At 71.1% G+C, this 23156-nt stretch carries 17 protein-coding genes; 6 read left to right on the top strand and 11 right to left on the bottom strand.

The features are described from left to right. Positions 1-28: 28 nt before the first annotated feature. From ABZU76_RS32485 to ABZU76_RS32475, 3 genes are all read right to left on the bottom strand, one after another. Positions 29-3379 carry an error-prone DNA polymerase gene (locus tag ABZU76_RS32485; RefSeq protein ID WP_354876117.1) on the bottom strand — a complete coding sequence of 1117 codons (3351 nt, stop codon included), beginning with the start codon at positions 3377-3379 and terminating at the stop codon, positions 29-31. 83 nt (positions 3380-3462) lie between these two features. Continuing rightward, complete coding sequence (locus tag ABZU76_RS32480; RefSeq protein WP_354876226.1) at positions 3463-5031, bottom strand: DNA polymerase Y family protein; 1569 nt, start codon at positions 5029-5031, stop codon at positions 3463-3465. Positions 5032-5326: 295 nt separating this feature from the next. Beyond that, positions 5327-6049 carry a hypothetical protein gene (locus ABZU76_RS32475; RefSeq protein ID WP_354876115.1) on the bottom strand — a complete coding sequence of 241 codons (723 nt, stop codon included), beginning with the start codon at positions 6047-6049 and terminating at the stop codon, positions 5327-5329. A 300-nt stretch (positions 6050-6349) separates the two neighbouring features. On the opposite strand from ABZU76_RS32475, the gene ABZU76_RS32470 reads away from it, so the two are divergent. Further along, the gene (locus ABZU76_RS32470) at positions 6350-6907 is read left to right on the top strand and encodes a hypothetical protein (RefSeq protein ID WP_354876113.1); all 558 of its coding nucleotides are present in this window, start codon (positions 6350-6352) and stop codon (positions 6905-6907) included. Positions 6908-7046: 139 nt separating this feature from the next. Next, positions 7047-7553: a GNAT family protein gene (locus tag ABZU76_RS32465; protein ID WP_354876111.1), complete on the top strand. Its 507-nt coding sequence runs from the start codon at positions 7047-7049 to the stop codon at positions 7551-7553. Between the two features lie 43 nt (positions 7554-7596). Here the strand turns inward: ABZU76_RS32465 and purH are convergent, their stop codons facing one another. The 7 genes from purH to ABZU76_RS32430 all read right to left on the bottom strand — a co-directional run bounded on the left by purH (position 7597) and on the right by ABZU76_RS32430 (position 17252). Further along, positions 7597-9159 carry a bifunctional phosphoribosylaminoimidazolecarboxamide formyltransferase/IMP cyclohydrolase gene (purH, locus tag ABZU76_RS32460; RefSeq protein ID WP_354876109.1) on the bottom strand — a complete coding sequence of 521 codons (1563 nt, stop codon included), beginning with the start codon at positions 9157-9159 and terminating at the stop codon, positions 7597-7599. Then, entirely contained in the window at positions 9156-9773 is a 618-nt protein-coding gene (purN, locus tag ABZU76_RS32455) for a phosphoribosylglycinamide formyltransferase (protein ID WP_220246183.1), read from the bottom strand. The genes purH and purN overlap by 4 nt, the downstream gene beginning before the upstream one ends. A 77-nt stretch (positions 9774-9850) precedes the next feature. Then, entirely contained in the window at positions 9851-11503 is a 1653-nt protein-coding gene (locus tag ABZU76_RS32450; protein ID WP_354876107.1) for a DUF6350 family protein, read from the bottom strand. Between the two features lie 228 nt (positions 11504-11731). Next, positions 11732-12436, bottom strand: a complete 705-nt coding sequence (locus ABZU76_RS32445; RefSeq protein WP_354876105.1) for a DUF5336 domain-containing protein — start codon at positions 12434-12436, stop codon at positions 11732-11734. 210 nt (positions 12437-12646) lie between these two features. Further along, positions 12647-13534: a succinate--CoA ligase subunit alpha gene (gene sucD, locus ABZU76_RS32440; RefSeq protein WP_220246180.1), complete on the bottom strand. Its 888-nt coding sequence runs from the start codon at positions 13532-13534 to the stop codon at positions 12647-12649. Between the two features lies 1 nt (position 13535). Further along, positions 13536-14705 (bottom strand): ADP-forming succinate--CoA ligase subunit beta, encoded by a 1170-nt coding sequence (gene sucC / locus ABZU76_RS32435; RefSeq protein WP_326568197.1) that lies wholly within the window; start codon positions 14703-14705, stop codon positions 13536-13538. Between the two features lie 117 nt (positions 14706-14822). Further along, positions 14823-17252, bottom strand: coding sequence for a hypothetical protein (locus tag ABZU76_RS32430; protein WP_354876103.1), 2430 nt, complete (start codon positions 17250-17252; stop codon positions 14823-14825). Positions 17253-17959: 707 nt separating this feature from the next. Here ABZU76_RS32430 and ABZU76_RS32425 point away from each other — a divergent pair. Beyond that, entirely contained in the window at positions 17960-18643 is a 684-nt protein-coding gene (locus ABZU76_RS32425) for a M23 family metallopeptidase (protein ID WP_220247353.1), read from the top strand. Between the two features lie 672 nt (positions 18644-19315). Here the strand turns inward: ABZU76_RS32425 and pcrA are convergent. Beyond that, on the bottom strand, positions 19316-21742 hold the full coding sequence (gene pcrA, locus ABZU76_RS32420) for a DNA helicase PcrA (RefSeq protein WP_354876101.1): 2427 nt from the start codon (positions 21740-21742) through the stop codon (positions 19316-19318). Between the two features lie 125 nt (positions 21743-21867). On the opposite strand from pcrA, the gene ABZU76_RS32415 reads away from it, so the two are divergent. The 3 genes from ABZU76_RS32415 to ABZU76_RS32405 all read left to right on the top strand — a co-directional run bounded on the left by ABZU76_RS32415 (position 21868) and on the right by ABZU76_RS32405 (position 23132). Beyond that, positions 21868-22302: a DUF1707 domain-containing protein gene (locus tag ABZU76_RS32415; protein ID WP_354876099.1), complete on the top strand. Its 435-nt coding sequence runs from the start codon at positions 21868-21870 to the stop codon at positions 22300-22302. Positions 22303-22466: 164 nt separating this feature from the next. Next, positions 22467-22763 carry a chorismate mutase gene (locus ABZU76_RS32410; RefSeq protein ID WP_220246175.1) on the top strand — a complete coding sequence of 99 codons (297 nt, stop codon included), beginning with the start codon at positions 22467-22469 and terminating at the stop codon, positions 22761-22763. Between the two features lie 63 nt (positions 22764-22826). After that, complete coding sequence (locus ABZU76_RS32405; protein ID WP_354876097.1) at positions 22827-23132, top strand: hypothetical protein; 306 nt, start codon at positions 22827-22829, stop codon at positions 23130-23132. The last annotated feature ends 24 nt before the right edge of the window (positions 23133-23156 follow it).

Raw genomic sequence — 23156 nt, 5'->3', positions numbered from 1 at the left:
GAGCCGGGCGAAGTTCTCTTTGCCGGGGTCACCGGAAGTCCCGCGACTTCGCCGTGATCCGCAAGGGCAGCGGCTCCAGCTTCTGAGCCCGCACGCTCGCCACGCCGTCCGCCTTCTCGACGACGCCGCGGACCAGCAGGGCGGTGCTCGAGCGCGCGACGCGGTGGAAGCGTTGCCAGAGGCCGAGGGTGCAGACGACGTTGACCATGCCCGTCTCGTCCTCGAGGTTGATGAAGGTGACGCCGCCGGCGGTGGCGGGGCGCTGGCGGTGCGTGACGGCGCCGCCGACGAGGACGCGGGCGCCGTCGGGCTGGTCGAGCAGGCGGGCGGCCGGGACGACGCCCAGGGTGTCGAGGTGGTCGCGCACGAACTCCGTCGGGTAGCTGTCCGGCGAGAGGCCCGTGGCCCACACGTCGGCAGCGGCGAGGTCGAGGTCGTCCATGCCGGGCAACGTCGGGGCGTCGGCGCCGGGAGCCGTGCCCGGCAGCTTCTCCGGGCGGTCCTGGGCGACGGCGCCCGCGGACCACAGGGCCTGCCGGCGGTCGCCGCCGAAGCAGCTGAAGGCGCCGGCCGTGGCGAGGGCCTCCAGCTGTGGCGCGGTGAGCCGCACGCGGCGGGCGAGGTCGGACATGCTCGCGAACGGGACGCCCGACCGTTCGGCGACGATCTTCTCCGCCAGCTCGTCGCCGATCAGCCGCACGGTGCCGAGGCCGCCGCGGACGGCGTGCAGATTTCCGTTGTCCGGCAACGGTTCCAACGTCGCCTGGGGCAGGCTGAGATTGATGTCGGGGCCGAGCACCGTGACGCCGTGACGCCGCGCGTCGGCCACCAGCGACTGCGGCGAGTAGAACCCCATCGGCTGCGCGCGCAGCAGCCCCGCGCAGAACGCGTCCGGGTGGTAATACTTGAAATACGCGCTCGCGAACACCAGGTACGCGAAGCTCAGCGCGTGGCTCTCCGGAAAACCGAAGTTCGCGAACGCCTTCAGCTTCAGGAAAATCTTCTCCGCGAGCTCCAGCTCCAGGCCGTTGGCGGCTGCGCCGTCGAGGAACCGCTGACGCAGCAGCTCCATCTTCCGCTCGGAACGCTTGGACCCCATGGCGTGGCGCAGCTGATCGGCCTCCGCGGCGGTGAAGTTCGCGACGTCGAGCGCGATCTGCATCAGCTGTTCCTGGAACAGCGGCACGCCTTTGGTCTTGTGCAACGCGTTTTCCAGCAGCGGGTGGTCGTACTCCCACTCCTCGCGCCCCTGCTTGCGCCGGATGTACGGGTGCACGGAGCCGCCCTGGATGGGCCCGGGCCGGATGAGCGCGACCTCCACAGCCAGGTCGTAGAACTCCTCCGGCCGCAGCCGCGGCAGCGTGGCCAGCTGCGCGCGGCTTTCCACCTGGAACACGCCGATCGCGTCGGCGCGGCAGAGCATCCGGTAGATGTTCTGGTCCTTCAGGTCCAGGTCGGCCAGGTCGATCTTCTCGCCCTTGTACTCCTCGACGAGGTCGAGCATGTAGTGCAGCGCGGACAACATGCCCAGGCCCAGCAGGTCGAACTTCACCAGCCCGGCCGCGGCGCAGTCCTCCTTCTCCCACTGCACCACGCTGCGGTTCTCCATCCGCGCCCACTCGACCGGGCAGACCTGGCTCACCGGCTCCTGGCAGAACACCATGCCGCCGGAGTGGATCCCGAGGTGGCGTGGAAAGTCCTCGAGGGCGAACGCGAGCTGCACGACGTCGTCCGGGATGTCGTGGTCGTGGTCCTTTTCGGTGCTGCGCAACGCTCCCCAGCGGTCGATCTGCTTGCTCCACGCGTCCTGCTGGCCGGGTGAGTAGCCGAGCGAGCGGGCGGCGTCGCGGATCGCGGAGCGGGCGCGGTAGGTGATCACGTTGGCGACCTGCGCGGTGTTGAGGCGGCCGTGTTTGGCGAAGACGTACTGGATGGCCTCTTCGCGGCGGTCGGACTCGATGTCGAGGTCGATGTCGGGGTAACCGTCGCGGTCGGGGGCGAGGAAGCGTTCGAAGAGCAGCTTGTACTTCACCGGGTCGACCTTGGTGATACCCAGCGCGTAGCAGACGGCGGAGTTCGCGGCCGAGCCCCGGCCCTGGCAGAGGATGGTGCTGTCGCGGCAGAAACGCACGATGTCCCAGACGATCAGGAAGTAGCCGGGGAAGCCGAGGTCTTCGATGATCTTCAGCTCGTGCTCGATCTGGGCGTACGCGGCGGCTTCGTCCTCCTTGCCGAGGTAACGCTCTTCGGCGCCTTTCATCGTGAGGTGGCGCAGGTACGTCGTCTCGGTGTGGCCGTCCGGCACGTCGAACGGTGGCAGCTCGGGCGCGAGGAGCTCCAGCTTGAACGAGCATTCGACGCCGAGCAGCGCCGAGCGTTGGACCGCGCCGGGATACCGCCGGAAACGCTCGGCCATTTCAGTGCCGGAGCGCAGGAAAGCGGCGCCGTCGCTGGGCAGCCAGCCTTCGAGGTCGTCGATGCCGCGGCGCGCGCGGATCGCGGCGACGGCGTCGGCGAGACGGCCGCGTTCGGGACGGGCGTAGTGCGCGGCGGTGGTGGCGACGGTGGGCAGGCCGAAGGCGCTCGCCAGCTCGGCGAGGAGGTCGTTGTGGGTGCTGTCGAGGGGCTGGCCATGGTCGAAGAGCTCGACGTAGACGTTGTCGCGGCCGAAGAGCTCGACGAGTTTTCTCAGCTGCGTGGCCGCGGCGGCCGGGCCCTCGCCCAGCAGCGCTTGCCGGACGGAGCCTTTGCGGCAGCCGGTGAGCACGGCGCACTGGCCGATCACCTCTTCGGCGACGGCTCGCAGGTCGTAGACGGGACGGCCTTTTTCGGCTCGCTCTTGCTCGCCGGCGGCGCCGACAGCGCCGTCGTAGCCGCGCAGCTGGCCGGCGGTGATGGCGCGGCACAGGCTGCGGTAGCCGTCGTCGCCGCGCGCGAGCAGGAGCAGGTGCTCGCCTTCGGGGTCGGCGACGCCGTTCTGCGGGGCGGAGAGGCCGAAGCTCAGCTCGGTGCCGAACACTGTGGCAACGCCCAGCTCCTTCGCGGCTTCGGCGAAGCGGACGACGCCGTACATGCCGTCGTGGTCGGTCAGCGCGATGGCGTCGAGGCCCAGCCGCGCGGCCTCCTCCACGAGCTCCTCGGGGTGGCTGGCGCCGTCGAGGAAGCTGAAGTTGGAGTGGCAGTGCAGCTCGGCGTACGGCACGCGCGGCCCGGACTCGACCTCGCTGCGCGGCGGCGGCACGTCGGCGGGGCGGCGGTAGACGTCGCGTTTGCGGCCCCAGGCCGGGCTGTCTCCGTGGTCGCCGGGCGGCACGTCGCCGTCGCCGGACAGGGCCCGCGCGAGGTCCTGCCAGGGGACGGGCGGGTTGTTCCAGCCCATCTAGTCGTTTTCGGGGGAACTGCGGGGCCCCGGGATGAGCGGGGGTTCCCGGCGCACGGAGGTGGTTTCGGTTTCGTCGTCCATCAGTCGTAGATTCCTTCCACTGTCCACACAGGATTTTCGGTGCCGGAGCACAGGACGAGCACGGCTTCGTCGGCGTCGTCTCCTCCGGTGGCGGCCAGGAGCAGCTGCAGGCGGGCCTGTTGCGGCGTGGCCGCGCGACGGCTCGCCGCGACGGGCCATGGGCCGGCCCAGTCGAGGACCATCCGCGGAGGGGCGCCCGCGACGCTCAGCCGGCACGGCGGCGCCGTGAGCTGCTTGCGGCTGGTGATGCCGACAGGCACGCCCTGCTCGTCGACGACCTTGACCGGCACGGGTTGTTCGAGCACCGTCGCGGGTGACGGCGCGGGCAGGCGGCCCGGCCACGTGGCGTCCGGCGGCGAGACGGGCTCGCGCGGGTCACCCCACGGGATGAGGCGGACGCGGCCGGCGGGGTCGCGGCCGCCGTCGAGGATCGGGGTGACGACGCCTTCGGGGCCGAGCAGGCCCTGCACGCGGACGAAGGCGCGGGCGGCGCGTTCGGTGGTGAGCTCGTCGTCCTCACTGCGGTTGCCACCGTGCCAGAGGCCGAGCTGCAGGGACTTGCCCTCGACCGTTTCCTCCGGCTCCAGCCGCAGCCGCGCGACGCCCGAGGTGGGCCGGTTGCCCTTCAGCCAGCCCTCGAACTGCCACCGCACGCGGTCGGCGACCCCTTGGGGTGTCAGGGGTTCCGCGCAGCGCCAGACGCGGCCGAGCTGCTCGCCGCCCTCGGTGGTGGCGTAGATCCCGAGGCGCGTGCACGCCAGGCCGCGGTCGGCCAGCGCCGCGTGGAACCGCGCACCGAGATTCTTGGCGAGGAACGCCGCGACGTCGACGCGTTCCAGCACCGGGTCGAACTCCTCGGTGAGCGTGAGGTCGGCCGGCGGTTTGCGGCGCAGCGGAGGACGCTCCGACAGCCCGCGCGCCAGCCGGTGGGCGAGCACGCCGTCGAGGGCGAAGCGGGACATCACGTCGCGTTCGGTCAGCTCCGCGAACGCCCCGAGTGTCTTGAGGCCCAGGCGGGTGAGCAGGTCGACGAGCTCCTTGCGCTCGACGTCGGGCTGGTCGAGCTCGGTGATGCGCAGGGGTGCGAGGAATTGTCTCGTTTCCCCTGGCGGCACGAACTCACCGTGCCGGGCCGCGATCGTGGCCCCGAACAGCCCCTCCGCCACCCCGACCTGACACTCGACGCCCGCCACCGCGGCCACCTGGTCCAGCAGCTTCTCCGCGAGCGGGTGCTCGCCGCCGAAATAGCCCGCCGCGCCCGCCACCGGCACCGCGATCAGCCCCGGCCGCACCACCTCCAACCCGACGACCAGCTCCTCCACGGCGCGCGCGACGTTCTCGAACAGCCGCGCGTCCCGCCCGTCGTCCACGCCGAACACGCCCAGCTCGGGACACTTCGACTCCGCCTCCCGCCGCCGCATCCCCCTCCGCACGCCGTTCTTGCGCGCCACCGCGGTACACGCCACGACGCGGTTGGCGAGGAACACCGCGGCCGGCTTGGTGAGCGGCGCGCCGGCCGCGGCCACCGCCGCGACGGCGGGCCAGTCTGGGCACCAGAGGACGAGCATCCGGGCGGGGAGGATGGTGGTTCTGGGGGTTTCTTCGGTGATGGTCATCCGGCCACCTCGGGGTGTCTGATGTGGACGGATGTCACGCGAGTTCCGGCGGTTGCCGGAAAGGACAGGACGTGCGAACCGGGCGCACGCCGGCGCAAAGCCGACCCACGCGGCACAACGACGAGCGCGAAACCCGCGCAGGCGGCGCCACGGCCCCGGTCTGCCTTCGCACGACCATCCCGCGCGAAGTCCGGTGCGAAACGATGTGAATCGCGTACTCGCTGTCCCAGCGAAACGCAGACGGCAGTCATCCCACAGCCTCCTCGTCAAGCCGCTGCAGCGGAAGACCCACCGGAACCACGAGCGGCTCCACCGGAAGCGCACGGCCGTCGGGGCCGGGCAAGGCCACGGAAACCGACCGGGGCCGAGCAGCGGAGCCCCGCCCGCGAGCGTGGACCTCGGCGGGCCGGGAGCGCAGGAACCCCGCCCCAGTGCCGAGAAACCCCGTCCACTCGCCCGGGACGCAGTGGAGTTCCACGTCGGCCGCGGGCCAGGGGCCGAGGGTGAGCAGGACGGTGCCGCGGTGGCGGGCGCGGGCGGAGAGGCGCCGGGCGACCGCGGGGCGGACGGAGCGGGGCTCGGTGACCACCAGGTCGACGCCGTCGAGGAGGGCGGCGACCACGGACGGGTACTCGGCGCCCGGGCGGGGCACGAGGGCGAGGCGCGACACCTCGACGCCGTGCTCCGCCGCCGCGGCGATGCCCAGGGAGGGCACGCCGACCACCGCCGCCCACGACCCGGCGGCGGTGGCCTCGGCGAGCAGGGCGAGGAGCAACGACGGGGAGCGGTGGACCGCCACGGTGCTCCCGCGCCGGAGCCCCGCGTCGGGCAGCAGGCCGGCCAACGCCGGGGACACCGGGAGCACCCTTCCCGTCGTCCTGGCGTGCTCGGCCTGCTCCGCAACCCGGCTCGCCGTGCTCACGCCGGGCAGCGCAGCGAGCCGAGCCACGGGCTCCACCACTGCCGTCACCGCACACCCCTCCCCTCCACGCACACGCCGGCGCCCACCCTCACCGCAGGCCCAGGCCAGGGCCCCACAGGACGAGCACCGACGCACCGCGGGGAAGGCGGCCTTCGACACCCTGCATCGAACACCTGTTCGATGCCTCAAGTAGACCGGGATCCAGCAGCCGTGTCAAGCCGGGTCTGGGGCCGACGGACGATAGTTCGCACTTTCAGGTCGTTGTTGTCACGGTCGCCGGCGCCACAAGCCAGGCGACAGCCGAGCCAGACGGGAAACGCCACCGCTCGTGCTCGGTAGTGTCGGCGGGTGGACGGGACGAACCCAGCCGGCGAGGTCTCCTACAACCGGAGGGCCTTCGCTGAGGCGTACGTGCTCGCGCAAGCCTCCGAAGGCGATGCCTTCGGGGAGTACCAGCAGGAACAGTCGGCGTACAACACCGCACTACGCGCACACCGCCAGCGCGTGCTGGATGGACTACAGACGTTGTTCCAGCTCAGCCTGGACAGGGAATCGATCAGCTCCACGCCCGGCGCGGCTCCGCTGTTCATGCTGTTCGCCAGCACCGCCGGCTCCTGCCTGGCATTGCGAACACCCTGGTCGAGCTACCCGGAAGCAGGCCTGTTGCACCGCAGGCTCGGCGAACTGGGCCCCGCGGGCGTTCGGATCATCGAGGCATCCGAGCTGATCACCCAGCTGACCGGCCAGTCCCGCCAGGCCCACCTCGACCTCCTGGCAGAACTGCTCGGCGTGCTCCTCGGTGAGCGCGGCGACCTCGTGTTCACCTCGGCCGACCTGCTTGCCGCCGGCGTGAACGACACACCACCCGACAGCCGTGACTACCCGTGGGACTTCGAGAACGACTGAACGGCCGCACACCACCGTCCTAAGTAGAACCACAGAACCCGAAGCGCGACAACCACAACACGCTCGGTGTCCGCGATACACTGGGCCGAACGGGGCCACCGGTCCGTACCACGTCCGAGCGAAGCTGGTGGAGACAAGCATGAAACACCTCGCCCTGCGGCCGTTCGCCGAGGAAGATCTGCCGGTGCTCGATCGGTTCGCCGTGGAGCCCGAGGTGATGGGCGCGTTCCAGTGGGCCGGGTTCGGCAGCGCGCAGGAGCGCCGTCGGCGGTTCGCCGAGGACGGGTTCGTGGGGGACGCGTCGACGGCCGTCGCGGTGACCGTGGACGGGGTGGTGGCCGGGATGGCGAGCTGGGAGGCCGCCGATCGGGGTGGGCCGGCGGGTGGCTGTTACGAGATCGGGGTGACGCTGCTGCCCGACCACCGCGGCCACGGCCTCGGCACGAAGGCTCATCGCCTGCTGGTCGAGCACCTGTTCCGCTTCACGCGCGCCCACCGGCTCGAGGCGTTCACCGACAGCGAGAACCTCGCCGAGCAGCGCGTGCTGGAGAAGGCCGGGTTCCACCGTGAGGGCCTGATGTGCCAGGTGACCTGGCGAGACGGCGCCTACCGTGACGAAGTCGTGTACGCGCGCCTTCGCGAATAAAAGGGGCCAGCCCTCGAAAAGAGAGCCGGCCCCCCAAGAACCCTCAGTGCGCGAAGTGGCGCGTCCCCGTCAGGTACAGGGTGACGCCTGCCTTCTCGGCCGCCGCGATCACCTCGGCGTCGCGGATGGAGCCGCCGGGCTGCACGACGGCGCGCACGCCGGCCTCGAGCAGGACCTCGAGGCCGTCCGGGAACGGGAAGAACGCGTCGGACGCGCCGACGGAACCCTTCGCCCGGTCGCCCGCACGCGCGACCGCGAGCCGCGACGAGTCGACGCGGTTGACCTGGCCCATGCCGACGCCGACGGTCGCGCCGTCGTGGGCCAGCAGGATCGCGTTGGACTTCACCGCACGCAGCGCGCGCCACGCGAAGGCGAGGTCGGACAGGGTCGCCGAGTCGGCCGGCGTGCCCGTGGCGAGCTGCCAATTGGCGGGGTCGTCGCCGGGCGCGTCGATCGCGTCGACGGTCTGCACGAGCACGCCGCCGGAGATCGGGCGCAGCTCGACGGGCGCCGGGTTCTCGATCACGGGCAGCTTCAGCAGCCGCACGTTCTTCTTGCGCTGCAGGATCTCGAGCGCCTCCGGCTCGAAGTCGGGCGCCAGCACGACCTCGGTGAACACCTCGGCGATCTGCTCCGCCGCGTCCACGGTCACCGGCCGGTTCGTGGCGATCACGCCGCCGTAGGCCGAAACCGGGTCGCACGCGTGGGCCTTGCGGTGTGCCTCGGCGATGTCCACGCCCACCGCGATGCCGCACGGGTTGGCGTGCTTGATGATCGCGACGGCGGGGTCGGCGAAGTCGAACGCGGCGCGGCGAGCGGCGTCGGTGTCGACGTAGTTGTTGTACGACATGGCCTTGCCGTGCAGCTGCTCCGCGTGCGCGAGGCCCGGCTGCGAACTCTGGTACAGCGCGGCCTTCTGGTGCGGGTTCTCGCCGTAGCGCAGCACGTCGGCGCGGTCCCAGGTGGCGCCCAGGAAGTCGGGGAAACCGGAGTCGTCCGCGGGCGCGTACACGTTGGCGAACCACGAAGCGACAGCCGTGTCGTACGCCGCCGTGTGCGCGTATGCCTGCGCCGCGAGCCGCTTGCGGTCGACGAGCTCGAAGCCTCCCGCCGCGACCTGCTCCAGCACCCACGCGTAACGCGACGGGTCCACGACCACCGCGACGCTGCCGTGGTTCTTCGCGGCCGCGCGCACCATCGCCGGGCCGCCGATGTCGATGTTCTCCACGCAGTCTTCGGGGCTCGCGCCCGACGCCACCGTCTGCGTGAACGGGTACAGGTTCACCACGAGCAGGTCGAACGCCGCAATCTCGAGCTTCCGCAACTGCTCGACGTGGTCGGGGTTGTCCTGGTCGGCCAGCAGGCCCGCGTGCACGCGCGGGTGCAGCGTCTTCACGCGGCCGTCGAGCGACTCGGGGAACCCGGTCACCTGCTCCACCGGCGTGACGGGCACCCCGGCGTTCGCGATCACCTTCGCGGTACCGCCGGTCGACACGATCTCCACGCCCGCGGCGTGCAGACCGGTCGCGAGCTCGAGCAGGCCGGCCTTGTCCGAGACGCCGATCAGCGCGCGCCGGACCGGGCGTCGTCCCTCTGGAGTGCTCACGAAAACCTCACCTTTCGTCCGTCCACGGTGCAGCCACCACGGCCGAGTCGCTCGATCGTTTCAACCAGCAGCCTGCGTTCCACGGCCTTGATCCGCTCGTGCAGGACGTCTTCGGTGTCGTCGGCTTCCACGACCACCGCCTCCTGGGCGATGACGGGGCCGGTGTCCACGCCCGCGTCGACGAAGTGCACGGTCGACCCGGTCACCTTCACGCCGGCCGCCAGCGCGTCGGCGACCGCGTGCATCCCCGGGAACGACGGCAGCAACGCCGGGTGCGTGTTGATCACCCGGTTCGCGAAGCGCGACAGGAACTGCGCGCCGAGGATCTTCATGAACCCCGCCGACACCACCAGATCGGGCTCGTACGCGGCCACGGCGTCGGTGAGCGCCTTGTCCCACGCGTCGCGGTCGGGGTGGTCGGCGACGCGGACGGTGAACGACGGCACGCTCACGCGCTCAGCCCGCGCCAGCGCCTCGATGCCCGTGCGGTCGGCGCCCACGGCCACGACCCGCGCCGGAAAGGCGGGGCGGGCAACGGCGTCGAGCACCGCCTGCAGCAGCGTGCCCGAACCGGATGCGAGCACGACGATCTTCACCGGGGTCGGCAGGTCCAAGCGGCTGGCCAGAACGGGCTCCTTGCACGGCGGCGGCGCACCTCGGGCGCACCACGCTTCACCAGGTCACCCCAACCCTAACGGTCGCGCTCGCGGCCCTCGTCCTCACCGGAGCCGTCGGTGGACTCGGTCACAGCTCCGCGCCCGTCGGAGGCCCGGTCCGGGCCTGCTTCCGGCTGGTCGAGCGCGACGTCTTCGGGCAGCTCGAGGCCCAGTTCGGCCTCGGCTTCGGCGTCGTACTCGTCATAGTCGGGCTCGGGCTGCCGAGGCTGGGGAGCGGTTCCGGGCCCCGCTTCCGGCTCGGTGAAATCGGTGTCGAACTCGTCGGTGTCGAACTCGTCGGTGTCGAGCTCTTCCGGGTCGACGTCGGCCGGCCCCGCTTCGGGATCGAACTCGTCGGGATCGACCTCGTCGACGTCTTCCTCGCCCGGTTCGTCCGTGTCCTCTTCGGACTCGTCTGAATCTTCGGCCAGGTCTTCGTCAGCCAGGTCCTCTTCGTCGGCGAACTCGCCGGCGTCCTCGACCTCCAGCGTGTCCGGCGGCGCGGCCGGTGTGTGCTCACCGGCGAAGAACGCCACGAACCCACCCGGGATCACGATCCAGCAGAACGCCACGATCGACGCCACCCCGACCGGCACGCTCACCGGGTCGAACGGGCCGTCGGCGAGGCGCCCGCCCGCGAGCGTCCCCAGCACCACGCAGCCGAACCCGACCACGGCACCCGCGACGGCGACGATCCGGATCCGGCCGGCCGGGTCGTCGTCCGCGTGGCGCACCGACCAGCCGACCAGCGCGCCGACGGCCGCCGGTAGCACCAGCAGCACGGGCCACCACGCGGCGGTGTGCTCGGGGATGCCGCCGAGCAGCGGCACCGCGGGCACGGAGCCACCGCGGTAGCCGACGAGGCTGACGTCGAGCGAGCCGATCGTGAAACCGGGTCCGCTGACGAACGACAGGGCCGCCACCACAGCGTTGGGCAGGTAGGCCACCGAAAGCAGGAACAGCCCGAAGCTGTTGCCGAACGAGGGCTCGAACAGATCGTCCACAGTGGATACCGACACCACCGTCGCGACGGTGAACACGATCGCGCCCACCGCCAGCAGCGCCGCGAGTCCCAGCGCGCCCGCGCGCAGGCCGCGCACGGCCGACGGGTCGAGCCGTTCGGCTACCGCCGCGGGCAGGCCGCAGCGACGCACCGCGCCGCCCGTGGCCGCCAGCACGGCGAACACGCCGGGCACCACGAACGCCAGCAGCGGGTTCACCCGCACCGGCGCGCTGAGCGAGAGCAGCCCGATCAGGAGGCCGAACAACGCGTGCGCGGCGCCGATCACGGAGATCAGGGGAACGGCCTGCCGCAGCGTCGTGCAGCCGAGCCGCAGCGCGGCGCCAGACGCGGTGCGCGCCACGAGCAGCACGGCGCCGATCGTCGGCAGCAGCGGCAGCACGCCCAGCGGGTGGCCGCCGATACCGAGCTGCACCTGGAACCCCGCGAGCCAGCCGGGGCCGGCCGAGAGCAGCACGCCGGCGGCGGAGAACGCGGTGCGTTCGGCGGTCAGCGCGACGAGCGCGACCAGCGTCGCGACCACGGCGTACTCCGTGATCAGCGGGCCGAAGGCGGTGGTGAGCAACACCCGCACCCGGGTGGCCGGAGCGACCTGGGCGTCGAGTTCGACGGTGTCGCCCACCGGCTCGCCGCCCGGCGGGCGTTGAGAACTGGTGAGCTGCTGCATGCTTCGCACCTTGACACCCGCGCTGGACCGTCCGGGTGAGGCACGCCGCCCGCCCCGGGCGTGGCGAAGCTAACCCACCCGGTCGGGGGCACCCGGACACAAAAAACACCCGCTGTGACACGGAGAGTCACAGCGGGTGTTTTCACGAGGTGACAAGCGCCTCAACGCGGCATCGGGTGCGCCCGACGCACCGAAGGCCACGTTGGGGCGGTCGGGCCGGGCACCGGGTCAGCCCTGCTGGCCGAAGCCGCCTGGCGGCGTGCCCGGGGGCTTGCCCTGCTCCCCCTGCGGCTGCTGGAAGAACTGGCCCTGCTGCGGCGCGTACGTGGTCGCCTGCTGGCCCGGCGGCGTCGCGCCCGGCTGCTGCGGGAACTGGCCCGGCTGCTGCTGCGGCGGCTGGTAGGGCCCGGCCTGGCCGTACTGCTGGTAGTGCGGCACCGCCGGCTTGGGCGCCGGCGGCTTGAGCACGCCGTACTCCATCAGCAGCGCGGCCACCGCGACCAGCATCTGCACGATGCCGAGGATCAGCACCACCGTGACGATGCCCGGCGTGCTCTGCTCGGCCACCACCGTGTCGAGCGTCCCGAGCGCGCCGACCACGCTGAACAGCGCGGCGAACGGAAGCACGCGCGGCGCCTTCGGCAGCGCGTGCAGCGCCGCGAGCAGGCCACCGGTGAGCAGGAAGATCGTGTCCTGGCCGACGTCACCCGCCTCGTCGGAGAAGCCGATGAAGTACTGGACGACGCCCAGCACGGTCACCACGAGCGCGAGGACGAGCGGAAGGTTCTGCGGCAGCACGGGCCCGGCCGAGGACGGCGGTCCCTGCTGCGGCTGCTGTTGCGGGAACCCGCCCGACGGGGGCGGTCCCTGAGGGGGCTGCTGCTGGCCACCGCCCTGCTGGGGGTAGCCAGGCCCGCCGCTGGGGAAGGTCATCGGAAGCTCTCCTGTCGTTCGCCGGCAACTCCGGGGGAAGGTGGCACCCGGACGAATCACGTGACGGCCGCGTCGCCGAACGCTAGCGCATCCGAGGGTCCCCCGTCCGGGCCGTTGGACGCACGGGATGCCCGATCGGTTGCGGCCGGAAACGCCGCGGGCCGGGCACCCATACTGGTGCCCGGCCCGTGTGACCCGCGTTCAGGCAGGTCAGAGGCTGTTGTACAGCTCGCGCGCGAGGATGGCGGTTTCGCTCGGGGTCTTGCCGACCTTCACGCCGGCAGCCTCGAGGGCCTCCTTCTTCGCGGCCGCCGTGCCGGAGGAACCGGACACGATGGCACCCGCGTGCCCCATGGTCTTGCCCTCGGGGGCGGTGAAGCCCGCGACGTAGCCGACGACCGGCTTGGTCACGTTCTCCTTGATGAAAGCCGCGGCCCGCTCCTCGGCGTCGCCACCGATTTCACCGATCATCACGATGACCTTGGTGTCGGCGTCCTTCTCGAACGCTTCGAGGGCGTCGATGTGGGTGGTGCCGATGATGGGGTCACCGCCGATGCCGACGGCGGTGGAGAAGCCGATGTCACGCAGCTCGTACATCATCTGGTAGGTCAGCGTGCCGGACTTCGAGACGAGGCCGATGTGGCCCGGGCCCGAGATGTCGGCGGGGATGATGCCGGCGTTGGACTTGCCGGGGCTGATCACGCCCGGGCAGTTCGGGCCGATGATGCGGGTCTTGTTGCCCTTGGCGACAGCGTGGGCCCAGAAGTAGGCCGAGTCGTGCACCGGGATGCCCTCGGTGATCACCACGGCGAGCGGGATCTCGGCGTCGACGGCCTCGAGCACCGCGTCCTTGGCGAACTTCGGCGGCACGAAGATGACCGACACGTCTGCGCCGGTCTCCTTGATGGCCTCTTCGACGGTGCCGAAGACCTTGAGGTCCTTGCCCTCGATGCTCACGGTTTGGCCGGCCTTGCGGGCGTTGACGCCACCCACGATGTTCGTGCCGGACTTCAGCATCTTGGTCGCGTGCTTCATGCCCTCGGAGCCGGTGAGCCCCTGCACGATGACCTTGCTGTTCTCGTTCAGGAAGATCGACATCTCACGCACCTGCCGCGGCGAGCTCGGCAGCCTTGTCGGCCGCGTTGTCCATTGTGTCCACCACGGTCACGAGCGGGTGGTTCGCGTCGGCCAGGATCTGGCGACCCTCGACGACGTTGTTGCCGTCCAGGCGGACGACCAGCGGCTTGGTGGCCTCGTCGCCCAGGATCTTCAGGGCCTCGACGATGCCGGTGGCTACCGCGTCGCACGCGGTGATGCCGCCGAAGACGTTGACGAAGACGCTCTTCACGTCGGTGTCGTTGAGGATGACGTCCAGCCCGGCCGCCATGACCTCGGCCGACGCGCCGCCGCCGATGTCGAGGAAGTTCGCCGGCTTCACGCCGCCGTGCTTCTCACCCGCGTACGCCACCACGTCCAAAGTGGACATGACGAGCCCGGCGCCGTTGCCGATGATGCCGACCTCGCCGTCGAGCTTCACGTAGTTGAGGTTCTTGGCCTTGGCCTTCGCCTCGAGGGGGTTCTCGGCGTCCTTGTCCACCAGGGCTTCGTGGCCCGGCTGACGGAAGGAAGCGTTCTCGTCCAGGGTGACCTTGCCGTCGAGGGCGATGATCTTGTCCTGGGGGTCGCGCACCAGCGGGTTGACCTCGACGAGGGTGGCGTCCTCGGAGACGAAGGTCTCCCAGAGCTTCACGACCACGTCGGCGGCCTCGTCGATGATGTCGGCCGGGAAGTTGCCGGCCTTCAGGATCTCGAGCGCCTTCGCCTTGTCGACGCCGGTGACCGAGTCGACCGGGATCTTGGCGAGCGCCTCGGGGCGCTCGACGGCGAGCTGCTCGATCTCCATGCCGCCCTCGGACGACGCCATCGCCAGGAAGGTCCGGTTGGACCGGTCCAGCAGGAAGGAGAAGTAGTACTCGGACGCGATGTCCGACGCTTCCGCCACGAGCACGCGGCGCGTGATGTGGCCCTTGATGTCGAGACCCAGGATGGCTTCCGCCTTCTCCTTGGCCTCGTCCGGCGTCTGGGCCAGCTTGACGCCACCGGCCTTCCCGCGTCCGCCGACCTTCACCTGCGCCTTGACGACGACCTGGGTGCCGATCTGCTCCGCGGCGGCCTTGGCTTCTTCGGGGGTGTTTGCCACCGAGCCCGGCAGAACCGGTACTCCGTGGGCGGCGAAGAGATCCCTCGCCTGGTACTCGTAGAGGTCCACTACTCCAGTCTCCTGACGACACGCCACTGTGGTGGTCCGTTACCGAACCGCGCTGTCGGACCAGTCGAGGTTAGCGACCAGCGCAGGAGCAGGGGACTCCGCACCTGGTGAAGTCGGTCACCGTGCGCGGTCAGGGGGTGTGAGTCCGCCCACCGGGGCCGTTTTTTCGCCCCCGGCGGCGGCCGTCGCGGCGGCTGTCGCCGTGACGACGATCGCGGCGAGGCCGAACCAGAACCCGAGCGCGGGCGTCCGTCCGGCGATCCCGACGAGCGGCAGCTGTGCCACGTGGACAGCCAGCACGAGCACCGCCCCGGTGAGCGCGGCCGCGGCGGCGCCGGGCCGTGAGCGGACGCTCAGCGCGAGCACGCCGAGGACGACCAGCAGCGCGGTGAGCAGTCCCCACGACGGAGTGTCGAAATCGGACCAGAGCCCGGGCGACGGGTAGTCGGGCGCCGTGAACACCGGCGTGCCGAAAGCGAGGACGGACAGGATCGCGGCCGCGGCGACGGGCAGCAGCACCCGGGGGCGCGGGCCTTCGGTGCCTTCGTCGTCGCGCTCGACGACGCCGGTGATGGCGGCCGCGAGCGCCGTGAGCCCGGCGAGGCCGAGCGCGATCGCGGTGAACACGGCGCCGGCGCCGAGGTGGTAGCTGATGGTGCCGCCGAGACCGTCGAGCCCCGTCAGGCCGGTCGCTTGCGACGCGGTGATCGCGGTGCTGAGCACGGCCGTGCCGGCGAGGACGACGCCGGCCCAGAGGACGGCGAGGATGCCGCGGGCGGTTTTGAACGCGAACAGGAACGGCGCCGGCAGGGCGACGAGGATCGCGGCCGTGAGCAGGAGCCAGCGGGCGGGGCTCTGGGTCGCGGTGGCCGTGTCGAGCTGCGGGGCGAGCGCGCCGACGACTCCGACGACCGCCGTCAGCAGGGCGAGCAGGGCCGTGGCGGTGCGCCACAGCGTGAGGCTCGGGACGCGTGCTTCTCCGGCCAGATCGGTGCGTTCGACCTGGGCGAGTTGAGGCGTCGCGAGGGGCGCGAGAACGAGCACCACCAGCATCGCCACGACGGCGACGACCGGACCCCACGCGAGATGCAGCCCGCCGACTGCCAGCCCGCCGACCAACGGCGGCAGTGCCACGGCGAACGTCGCCGCGGCCGCGCCGCCCAGCGTCCCGCGCGCCACCCCGTCGGACGCCGCGCCGAACCCGAGCACGACGGCGAGCAGCAGCGCGCCCGCGATGACGACGTAGCCGGTGAGCGCCAGGCCGGGACCTTCGAACGCCGAGTACGCCGGGAAGAACGGGTTGTCCGAGATGACGGGCGCCATCAACAGCCCGACGCCCGCGGCGATGGTGAGCAGCGGCACGACCAGCCGCCACCGCCGTCGCCCGCCGTCGTCGCCCGCGACCTCGTTGAGCTGCCGCGCCACCTGCCCGGCCGCGATTCCGGCGGCGATCGTGAGGACGTGGCCGGCGAGGAGCAGCCAGAACCCCGCGCCGACCGCACTGCGGTCCAGCAGGCGGTCGGGGAGGTACAGCTCGGGGCGGACGGTTTTGGAGCCATTGGCGAAGAACTGCAGGTCGAGGAGGAGACGGCCGGGAGCGAGGGCGGCCAGGCCCACGGTGAGGCCGGCGGCCAGGCCGTGCCTGCCGCTGTAGGCCGCCGCGGCGACGATGCCCGCGGGGACCAGCGCGAGGAGGGCGAGGAGGGGCCAGGCGAGGTAGCCCGGGTTCGCGTCGGGTGAGACGGGCAGGATCGCACCGGCCGTCAGGGCGAGGGCGCCGATGCTCAGGAGCGCGACGGCGGTTTTGAGCTGCGGTGAGGGGGCGCGGTCGGTGTATTCGAGGTCGAAGTGGGGGCTGGGGGTCTGGTCCGGTTCGGTGGTCCTGGCGCTGCCGGGCTTGGTGCGGGTAACGCCACCGCTGACCGCGGCGCTCTCCTTGCTACGACTGCCACGACTGCCTTGTTTCACAGCCCCGGCTCCGCTCCCGGCGCTCGCCTCACGATGCATCGTGCCGAGTTCATCGCGAGCACTGCCGCGCTCTCGCTGCCGCGCGGTGTGGGTGCCGCCGGTCGCGGCGCCCTGCTCGCCGGCGCGCACCTCGCCGCTCACCGTGCTCTGCGCTCGGCCCGCGCCACGGGCGCTACTGGCCGAGGTCCGTGTCTCGCCGTGGGCGGCGGCCGGCTCGTCGCCACTCGGCTCGCCGCTCCGGGCGCTCCTGGTCGAGGTCGCCGTCTCGCCGTGGGCGGCGGGTGGCTCGTCGCCGGCATCGGCGGGAGCGGTGCCGTTCGCGGGGGCGTTGCCATTCGCGCGGGACGAGACGCCGCCGGTGGCATCGAGGTCGGCCGCGGCGCCGGGGCTGTCGGCGGCCCCGCGGCCGCCCGTGCGGCGCCCGCGGCGGGTCTCGGCGCGGGCGAGCTCGCGGGCGGCGGCCTTGCGCTCGGCGAGGCTGGCCCGTCGGGGGCCCGCGGACGGCCTGGGGCTGTCCGGGTCGGAGCCGGAACGGGCCGGGGAAGAGTCCCCGTCGTGGGGTCCTTCGGACGAAGTCATCGGACGCGACGCTAGCAAGTCGGACACCGCGCGGCCCCCGCAGTGCGAGGCAGAGGCCCGAGGTGCGAACGGCCGCTGGCGGCGGTGGGCACGGCATCGCGGCGGCCGCAACCGGTGGCGGCGGAGCGGCGGCCCACGTCGGCGGGTTGATCGGTCAACCGGGTGATCACCCGAGGAGGCGAGTGACCGGCGCCACATGCGCGGGCGTGGATTCCCTTCAACACGGGACCGCAAACGTTTATTTCAACGGTGGGGCCGTTCGGTGGGGTGCGAGGGGGCCGTTTGGGGGTGCGAATGCCCGAAAGTCTTGTAACGGAGATCACACCGATCGGAGTAGTTTCGGATTAACTTTGGGTAATCCCTACAGCTAGCAGCGTGATGGGGACCGCCCGTTCGGCCGAAACGGCGAGGGCACCTTGCTCACAACGGTTCCCCTTCGTTACTGTCCCACGGTCCCCATTACAGTCAGGTCACGAAGCGCAACGCCGAGCCAACCACCCCCGAGGTCGGCTCAACGGGATCCCCCGCCCGTAGTCACGCGACGACCCGGCTCCCCGACGATGGAAGGCCCTGTCTTGGCTTCACACCGCTCCCCCGGCGGCCAAGCCCCTTCCCCGGCGCTGAAGGACGCACTGGACGGTGCGGTCATCCGCGTGCGGGGTTCGCACCGCATCGCCCCGCCGTCCTCCGCCCTGCGTGGGCGGGTCGTGGTCGCAGCTGTCGCGGCCGGCGCGTTCGCCGCTGCCGCCGCGGGCCAGACCCTCAAGACCGTGACGACCGACTCCGACACCGCCGTCGCCCCGCTCGCCAACGCCCAGGACGCGAGCGCCTCGTTCACCCTCGGCAGCGCGGGTTCAGGGGGAGCCCCCGAGCTGCTGCCCGCCGGCCACTCGATGGACGCCTCTGCCGAGGCCGCCCGCATGGCCGACAGCCTGAAGGTCACCGAAGCCCGCGAGAAGGCCGAAGCCGCGGCCGCTCAGAAGGCCAAGGAAGAAGCCGAGCGCCCCAAGACCTGCCTGCCGGCCCACGGCACGTTCACCTCGGGCTTCGGCGCCCGCTGGGGCAGCAGCCACCTCGGCATCGACATCGCGAACTCGATCGGCACCCCGATCTACGCCGCCTCCGACGGCACCGTCATCCAGGCCGGCCCCGCCAGCGGCTTCGGCCTCTGGGTCCGCGTCCAGCTCGACGACGGCACCATCCAGGTCTACGGCCACATGAACAGCTTCTCCGTCCACGAAGGCCAGAAGGTCAAGTGCGGCGAGCAGATCGCCGAGATCGGCAACCGCGGCGAGAGCACCGGCCCGCACCTGCACTTCGAGGTCTGGCAGAACGGCACGAAGAAGATCGACCCGCGCCCGTGGCTCGCCGCTCGCGGCATCGTCGTCTGAGTTTCGGCTGGCTCTCCTTACTGTTCTTCGGTTTCAACGCTGTTTTCGGTTTCAACACTGCTCTTCAGTTTCAATACTGTTCCACTCGGCCACGGTCAGCGCCCCCGCGCTCTCCGTGGCCGTGTGCGTTTCGCAAGCCCTTCCACGCACTGCCCGAAGAAGCGGCTACGGCGCCCACGCATCCTCTCGACCGCCGGAGACAGCTCTAGCGCTCCCCGGTGGGTGAGCGGCGGATGAAGTACGCGACAGCGACCTGCCAGACCGTGCAGAGGCTTGCCGAGCGGCGGCGGAGGGGCCAGCGGCCCAGGCGGCCCGCGCCGCACGTTTGGCAGTGGCCGTCAGGGCCGAGGTCATGGTGGCGGAGCAGGGCGCGCCACGCAGCGGCCAAGCGGTGAGCTTCCCCCGAAGCACACCCGGAGCCGGGTTCCGCAGAGTCGCCCGAACCGAGCTCCGCCGAGTAGCACCCCGAACCGGCAGAACCGCCGGAAACCCCCGAGGTCCCCAGAACTCCCCGTAGATAGTCCTGTACCCCCGCGGCCAGGACCCCAAACAAGATCGCGTCCACACCCTCGTGCTCCCTCCCGAGGCGGCCGGCGAACGAGCACCAGCCTACCTCATTCATTCGAACTTGTGTTCGACTGGAGGGAGCCTAACCGAGGGGTCCGACAAAAATCAGAGCTTCACCATCGGCACGCTGCCGATCAGCATGAGGCGGACCTTGCCGGACGCGCCGAAGTCGATGGTGGCCGTGGCCCGAGGGCCGACGCCGTCGCAGGAGATGACGGTGCCGAGGCCGTACTTGTCGTGGCTGACGCGGTCGCCGACGTCGAGCTTGAGGGCCACCGTGTCCTTCCAGCCCTTGCCGAACGGCGAAGACGACGTCGTCGTAGTCGACGAAGTGGATCGTCGGCCCCACGTCGTGGCCGCGCGCGGGCCCGAGGACGACGAACCCGAGGAAGATCCGAAGTTACCGAAGCCCGGCGAAGACGGCTCCAGCCGGCGCCAGTCGACCAAGTCGGGCGGCAGCTCGTCGAGGAAGCGCGAAGCGGGGTTCATCTGCGGCTGGCCCCACGCCGAACGCACGAGCGCGCGCGAGACGTACAACCGTTGCCGCGCACGCGTGATGGCCACGTACGCGAGCCGGCGCTCCTCCGCGAGCTCCGTCGGGTCGCCGAGTGCGCGCATGTGCGGGAAGACGCCGTCTTCCCAGCCCGTGCAGAACACCACCGGGTACTCGAGGCCCTTCGCGGTGTGCACGGTCATCAGCGTGACGACCCCCGCGCCGCCGTCTCCCTCGTCGCCGCCGTCGGGCGACGGGATCGAGTCGGCGTCGGCGACCAGGGACACGCGCTCCAGGAACGCGGGTAGCGAACCGGGCGCAGGCACGCCGTCGTCGAGCACCAGCTCGGCGTTCTCGTCCTGCTGGACCTCGGCGGTGAACTCCGCGAACTCGCGCGCCACCGTGACGAGCTCCGTGAGGTTCTCCACACGGGAGGCGTCCTGCGGGTCGTCCGACTCCTCGAGCTCCGCGCGGTACCCCGTGCGCTCCAGCACGGCCTCCAGCAGGTCGTGCACCTCGGAACCCGACGCCGCGAGGTCACCCAGGTCGTCGAGCAGCGACACGAACCCGGTGATCGCCTTGGCGGAGCGCGGGTTCAGCAGCGCCACCTTGCCCTCGACGGCATCGCGCAACGCGGCCGCGAAGGTGATGCGCTCGCGCTCCGCGTGCGTGGCCACCACGGCCTCGGCGCGGTCACCGATGCCGCGCTTGGGCACGTTCAGGATGCGGCGCAAGGAAACCGTGTCGTCCGGGTTCGACAGCACACGCAGGTACGCGAGCATGTCGCGCACCTCGCGCCGCTCGTAGAACCGCACGCCGCCGACGACCTTGTACGGCAGGCCGAGCCGGATGAAGATTTCCTCGAACACCCGCGACTGGTTGTTGGTGCGGTAGAAGACGGCGACGTCGGAGTAATCCGCCTCGCCCTTCTCCGCCAACGCGTCGATCTCGCCCGCGACGAACGCGGCCTCGTCGTGATCGTTGTCCGACACGTAGCCGACGATCTTCTCGCCGTCGCCCGAATCCGTCCACAGCCGCTTCGCGCGCCGGTTGGGGTTGCGCTCGATCACGGCGTTGGCCGCCGACAGGATCGTCTGCGTGGAGCGGTAGTTCTGCTCCAGGAGGATGGTGTGCGCGTTGGGGAAGTCGCGCTCGAACTCCTCGATGTTGCGGATCGTCGCGCCGCGGAAGGCGTAGATCGACTGGTCCGCGTCACCCACCACGACCAGCTCGGCGGGGTCGATGCCGGTGTCCGTGGCTCCATCAGACTCGGTGCCTGCCAGCACACGCACCAGCGTGTACTGAGCGTGGTTCGTGTCCTGGTACTCGTCGACGAGGATGTGGCGGAACCGGCGGCGGTAGTACTCCGCGACGTCCGGGAACGCCTGCAGCAGCGAGACCGTGCGCATGATCAGGTCGTCGAAGTCGAACGCGTTGGCCGCCTCGAGCCGGCGCTGGTACTCGACGTAGACCTCGGCGACGCGGCGCTCCAGGTCGTTGGCGGCGTTCGCCACGGCCGCGTCGGGGTCCGTCAGCTCGTTCTTGAGGTTCGAGATGTGCACCGCGAGCGTGCGCGCGGCGTACTTCTTCGGGTCGATGTCGAGGTCGCGAGCGACGAGCGTGATGAGGCGCTTGGTGTCGTCCGAGTCGTAGATGGAGAAGCTCGACGACATGTCCAGCGTCTTCGCCTCGCGGCGCAGGATCCGCACGCACATCGAGTGGAACGTGGACACCCACATCGCGTTGGCCCGGCGGCCGACGAGCGACGCGACGCGCTCGCGCATCTCGGCCGCTGCTTTGTTGGTGAACGTGATCGCCATGATCTCGCCGGGGTGCACCCCCCGCTCCGCCAACAGGTACGCGATGCGGCGCGTGAGCACGCGGGTCTTGCCCGACCCCGCGCCGGCGACGACGAGCAGCGGCCCGCCGGCGTGCATGACCGCTTCGCGCTGCGCGGGATTGAGGTCCTCGAGCAGCTCGGCGGCGGCCTTCCGGGCAGGCGCGGGCTTTTCTGCGGGGAGATCGAAGAGGGTGTCCATCGCCTGTCCACGCTACCCCTGGGGTACGACAGGTTCGTCAGAGGCAACTGCGCCTGTCGACGTACGCCACGGTGTCGCCTCCCGTCCGACGCGCGGGGGCGTTCGCGCGCGGAGCATCGAACGGTATGGACGACAAGATCCCCGCCCGGTTGAGGGCATCCGACAGCGACCGAGAACGCGTCGCCGCGACCATCCAGTCCGCCGGTTCCGAAGGCCGGCTCACGCTCGAAGAGGTGGAGGAACGACTCGGCACGGTCTACGCGACGCGCTACGTCGACGAGCTCGGCGCGCTCACCACCGACCTTCCCCGCCCCGAAGTCGCGCGACGGCCGGGATCCGGCTGGCCGCTCACCCGCGCCGCGTTGCGCGAGCATCCGGCGCTGCGGATCCACGCCGCGATCGTCGTGGCGCTGGCGGTGCTGCTGATCGTGCGGTGGGCGGTGCTGGGCGTCGGGTTCTTCTGGCCGGCGATGCCGTTGTTCTGGCTGTTCGTCACCCTCATGGTGCACGCGCGGGTGCGGAGTTTCCGGCGGCGCGGTGAAACTCCTGTGCCATACTGACCGCATGCGGCACAGTAGTGAGCGATTTTTCTACGGGACCCGGACTCCGGCTCCCGTGATCGCGTAGTGCCCCACCCGCCATCACCCGCAGCCCCGGAGTCCACGGACCCGGGGCTTTCGCCGTCCCAGGGGCCACTGGGAGTCCGGACTTCAGAGAGGTCCCGATGAACGCGCAGACTCAGAACGCCGACGGACAGCCCGCCGAGAACACTGCCGCCGGCGAGGACATCTCCTCGCTGCGCAAGGAGATCGACTGGCTCGACGCCGAAATCCTGCGGCTGGTCAAACGTCGCGTGGAGGTGTCGCAGACGATCGGCGCGGCCCGCATGGCCGCCGGCGGCACGAGGATCGTCTACAACCGCGAGATGGACGTGCTCGCGCGCTACCGCGAGCTGGGTCCGGAGGGCCGCCAGCTCGCCATGGCGCTGCTCAACCTGGGCCGCGGCCGCCTCGGCCGATGAACTTCCGGCCACATCGGGGACTTCCCCGATCCGCCGGGCCGCGAAAACGGGCAGACTGGACCCATGATTAACGTCATCGCCGTCATCATCGCGATCGCGAGCGTGCTGGCGGCACTGGGCCATGTCGGGTACCTGGCGCTGCTGAACAACGCAGCGGGTAAGCGGGCCGGCGGTGCGCCCGTCGCGCAGTACGTGCGCAGCCGCTGGGCGGTCGCCGGTGGTACCACGGCGGCATCACTGTTCGCGTGGCTGCTCACTTCCGGGGGAGGCGTAGCCGACGTCATCGCCATCGTGATTGCTGTCGGTAGCGGTGCTGTGGCGACGAAGGCTCTCCAGACGACCCGAGAGAAGTACCGCAGCGGAGGGTGATCTGCTCTACCTGGGGCGATTGCA

This window comes from Amycolatopsis sp. NPDC005232 (genome assembly GCF_040607795.1).
Classification (GTDB): Bacteria; Actinomycetota; Actinomycetes; order Mycobacteriales; family Pseudonocardiaceae; genus Amycolatopsis.
This window is presented reverse-complemented; position numbering and strand designations above follow the sequence as displayed.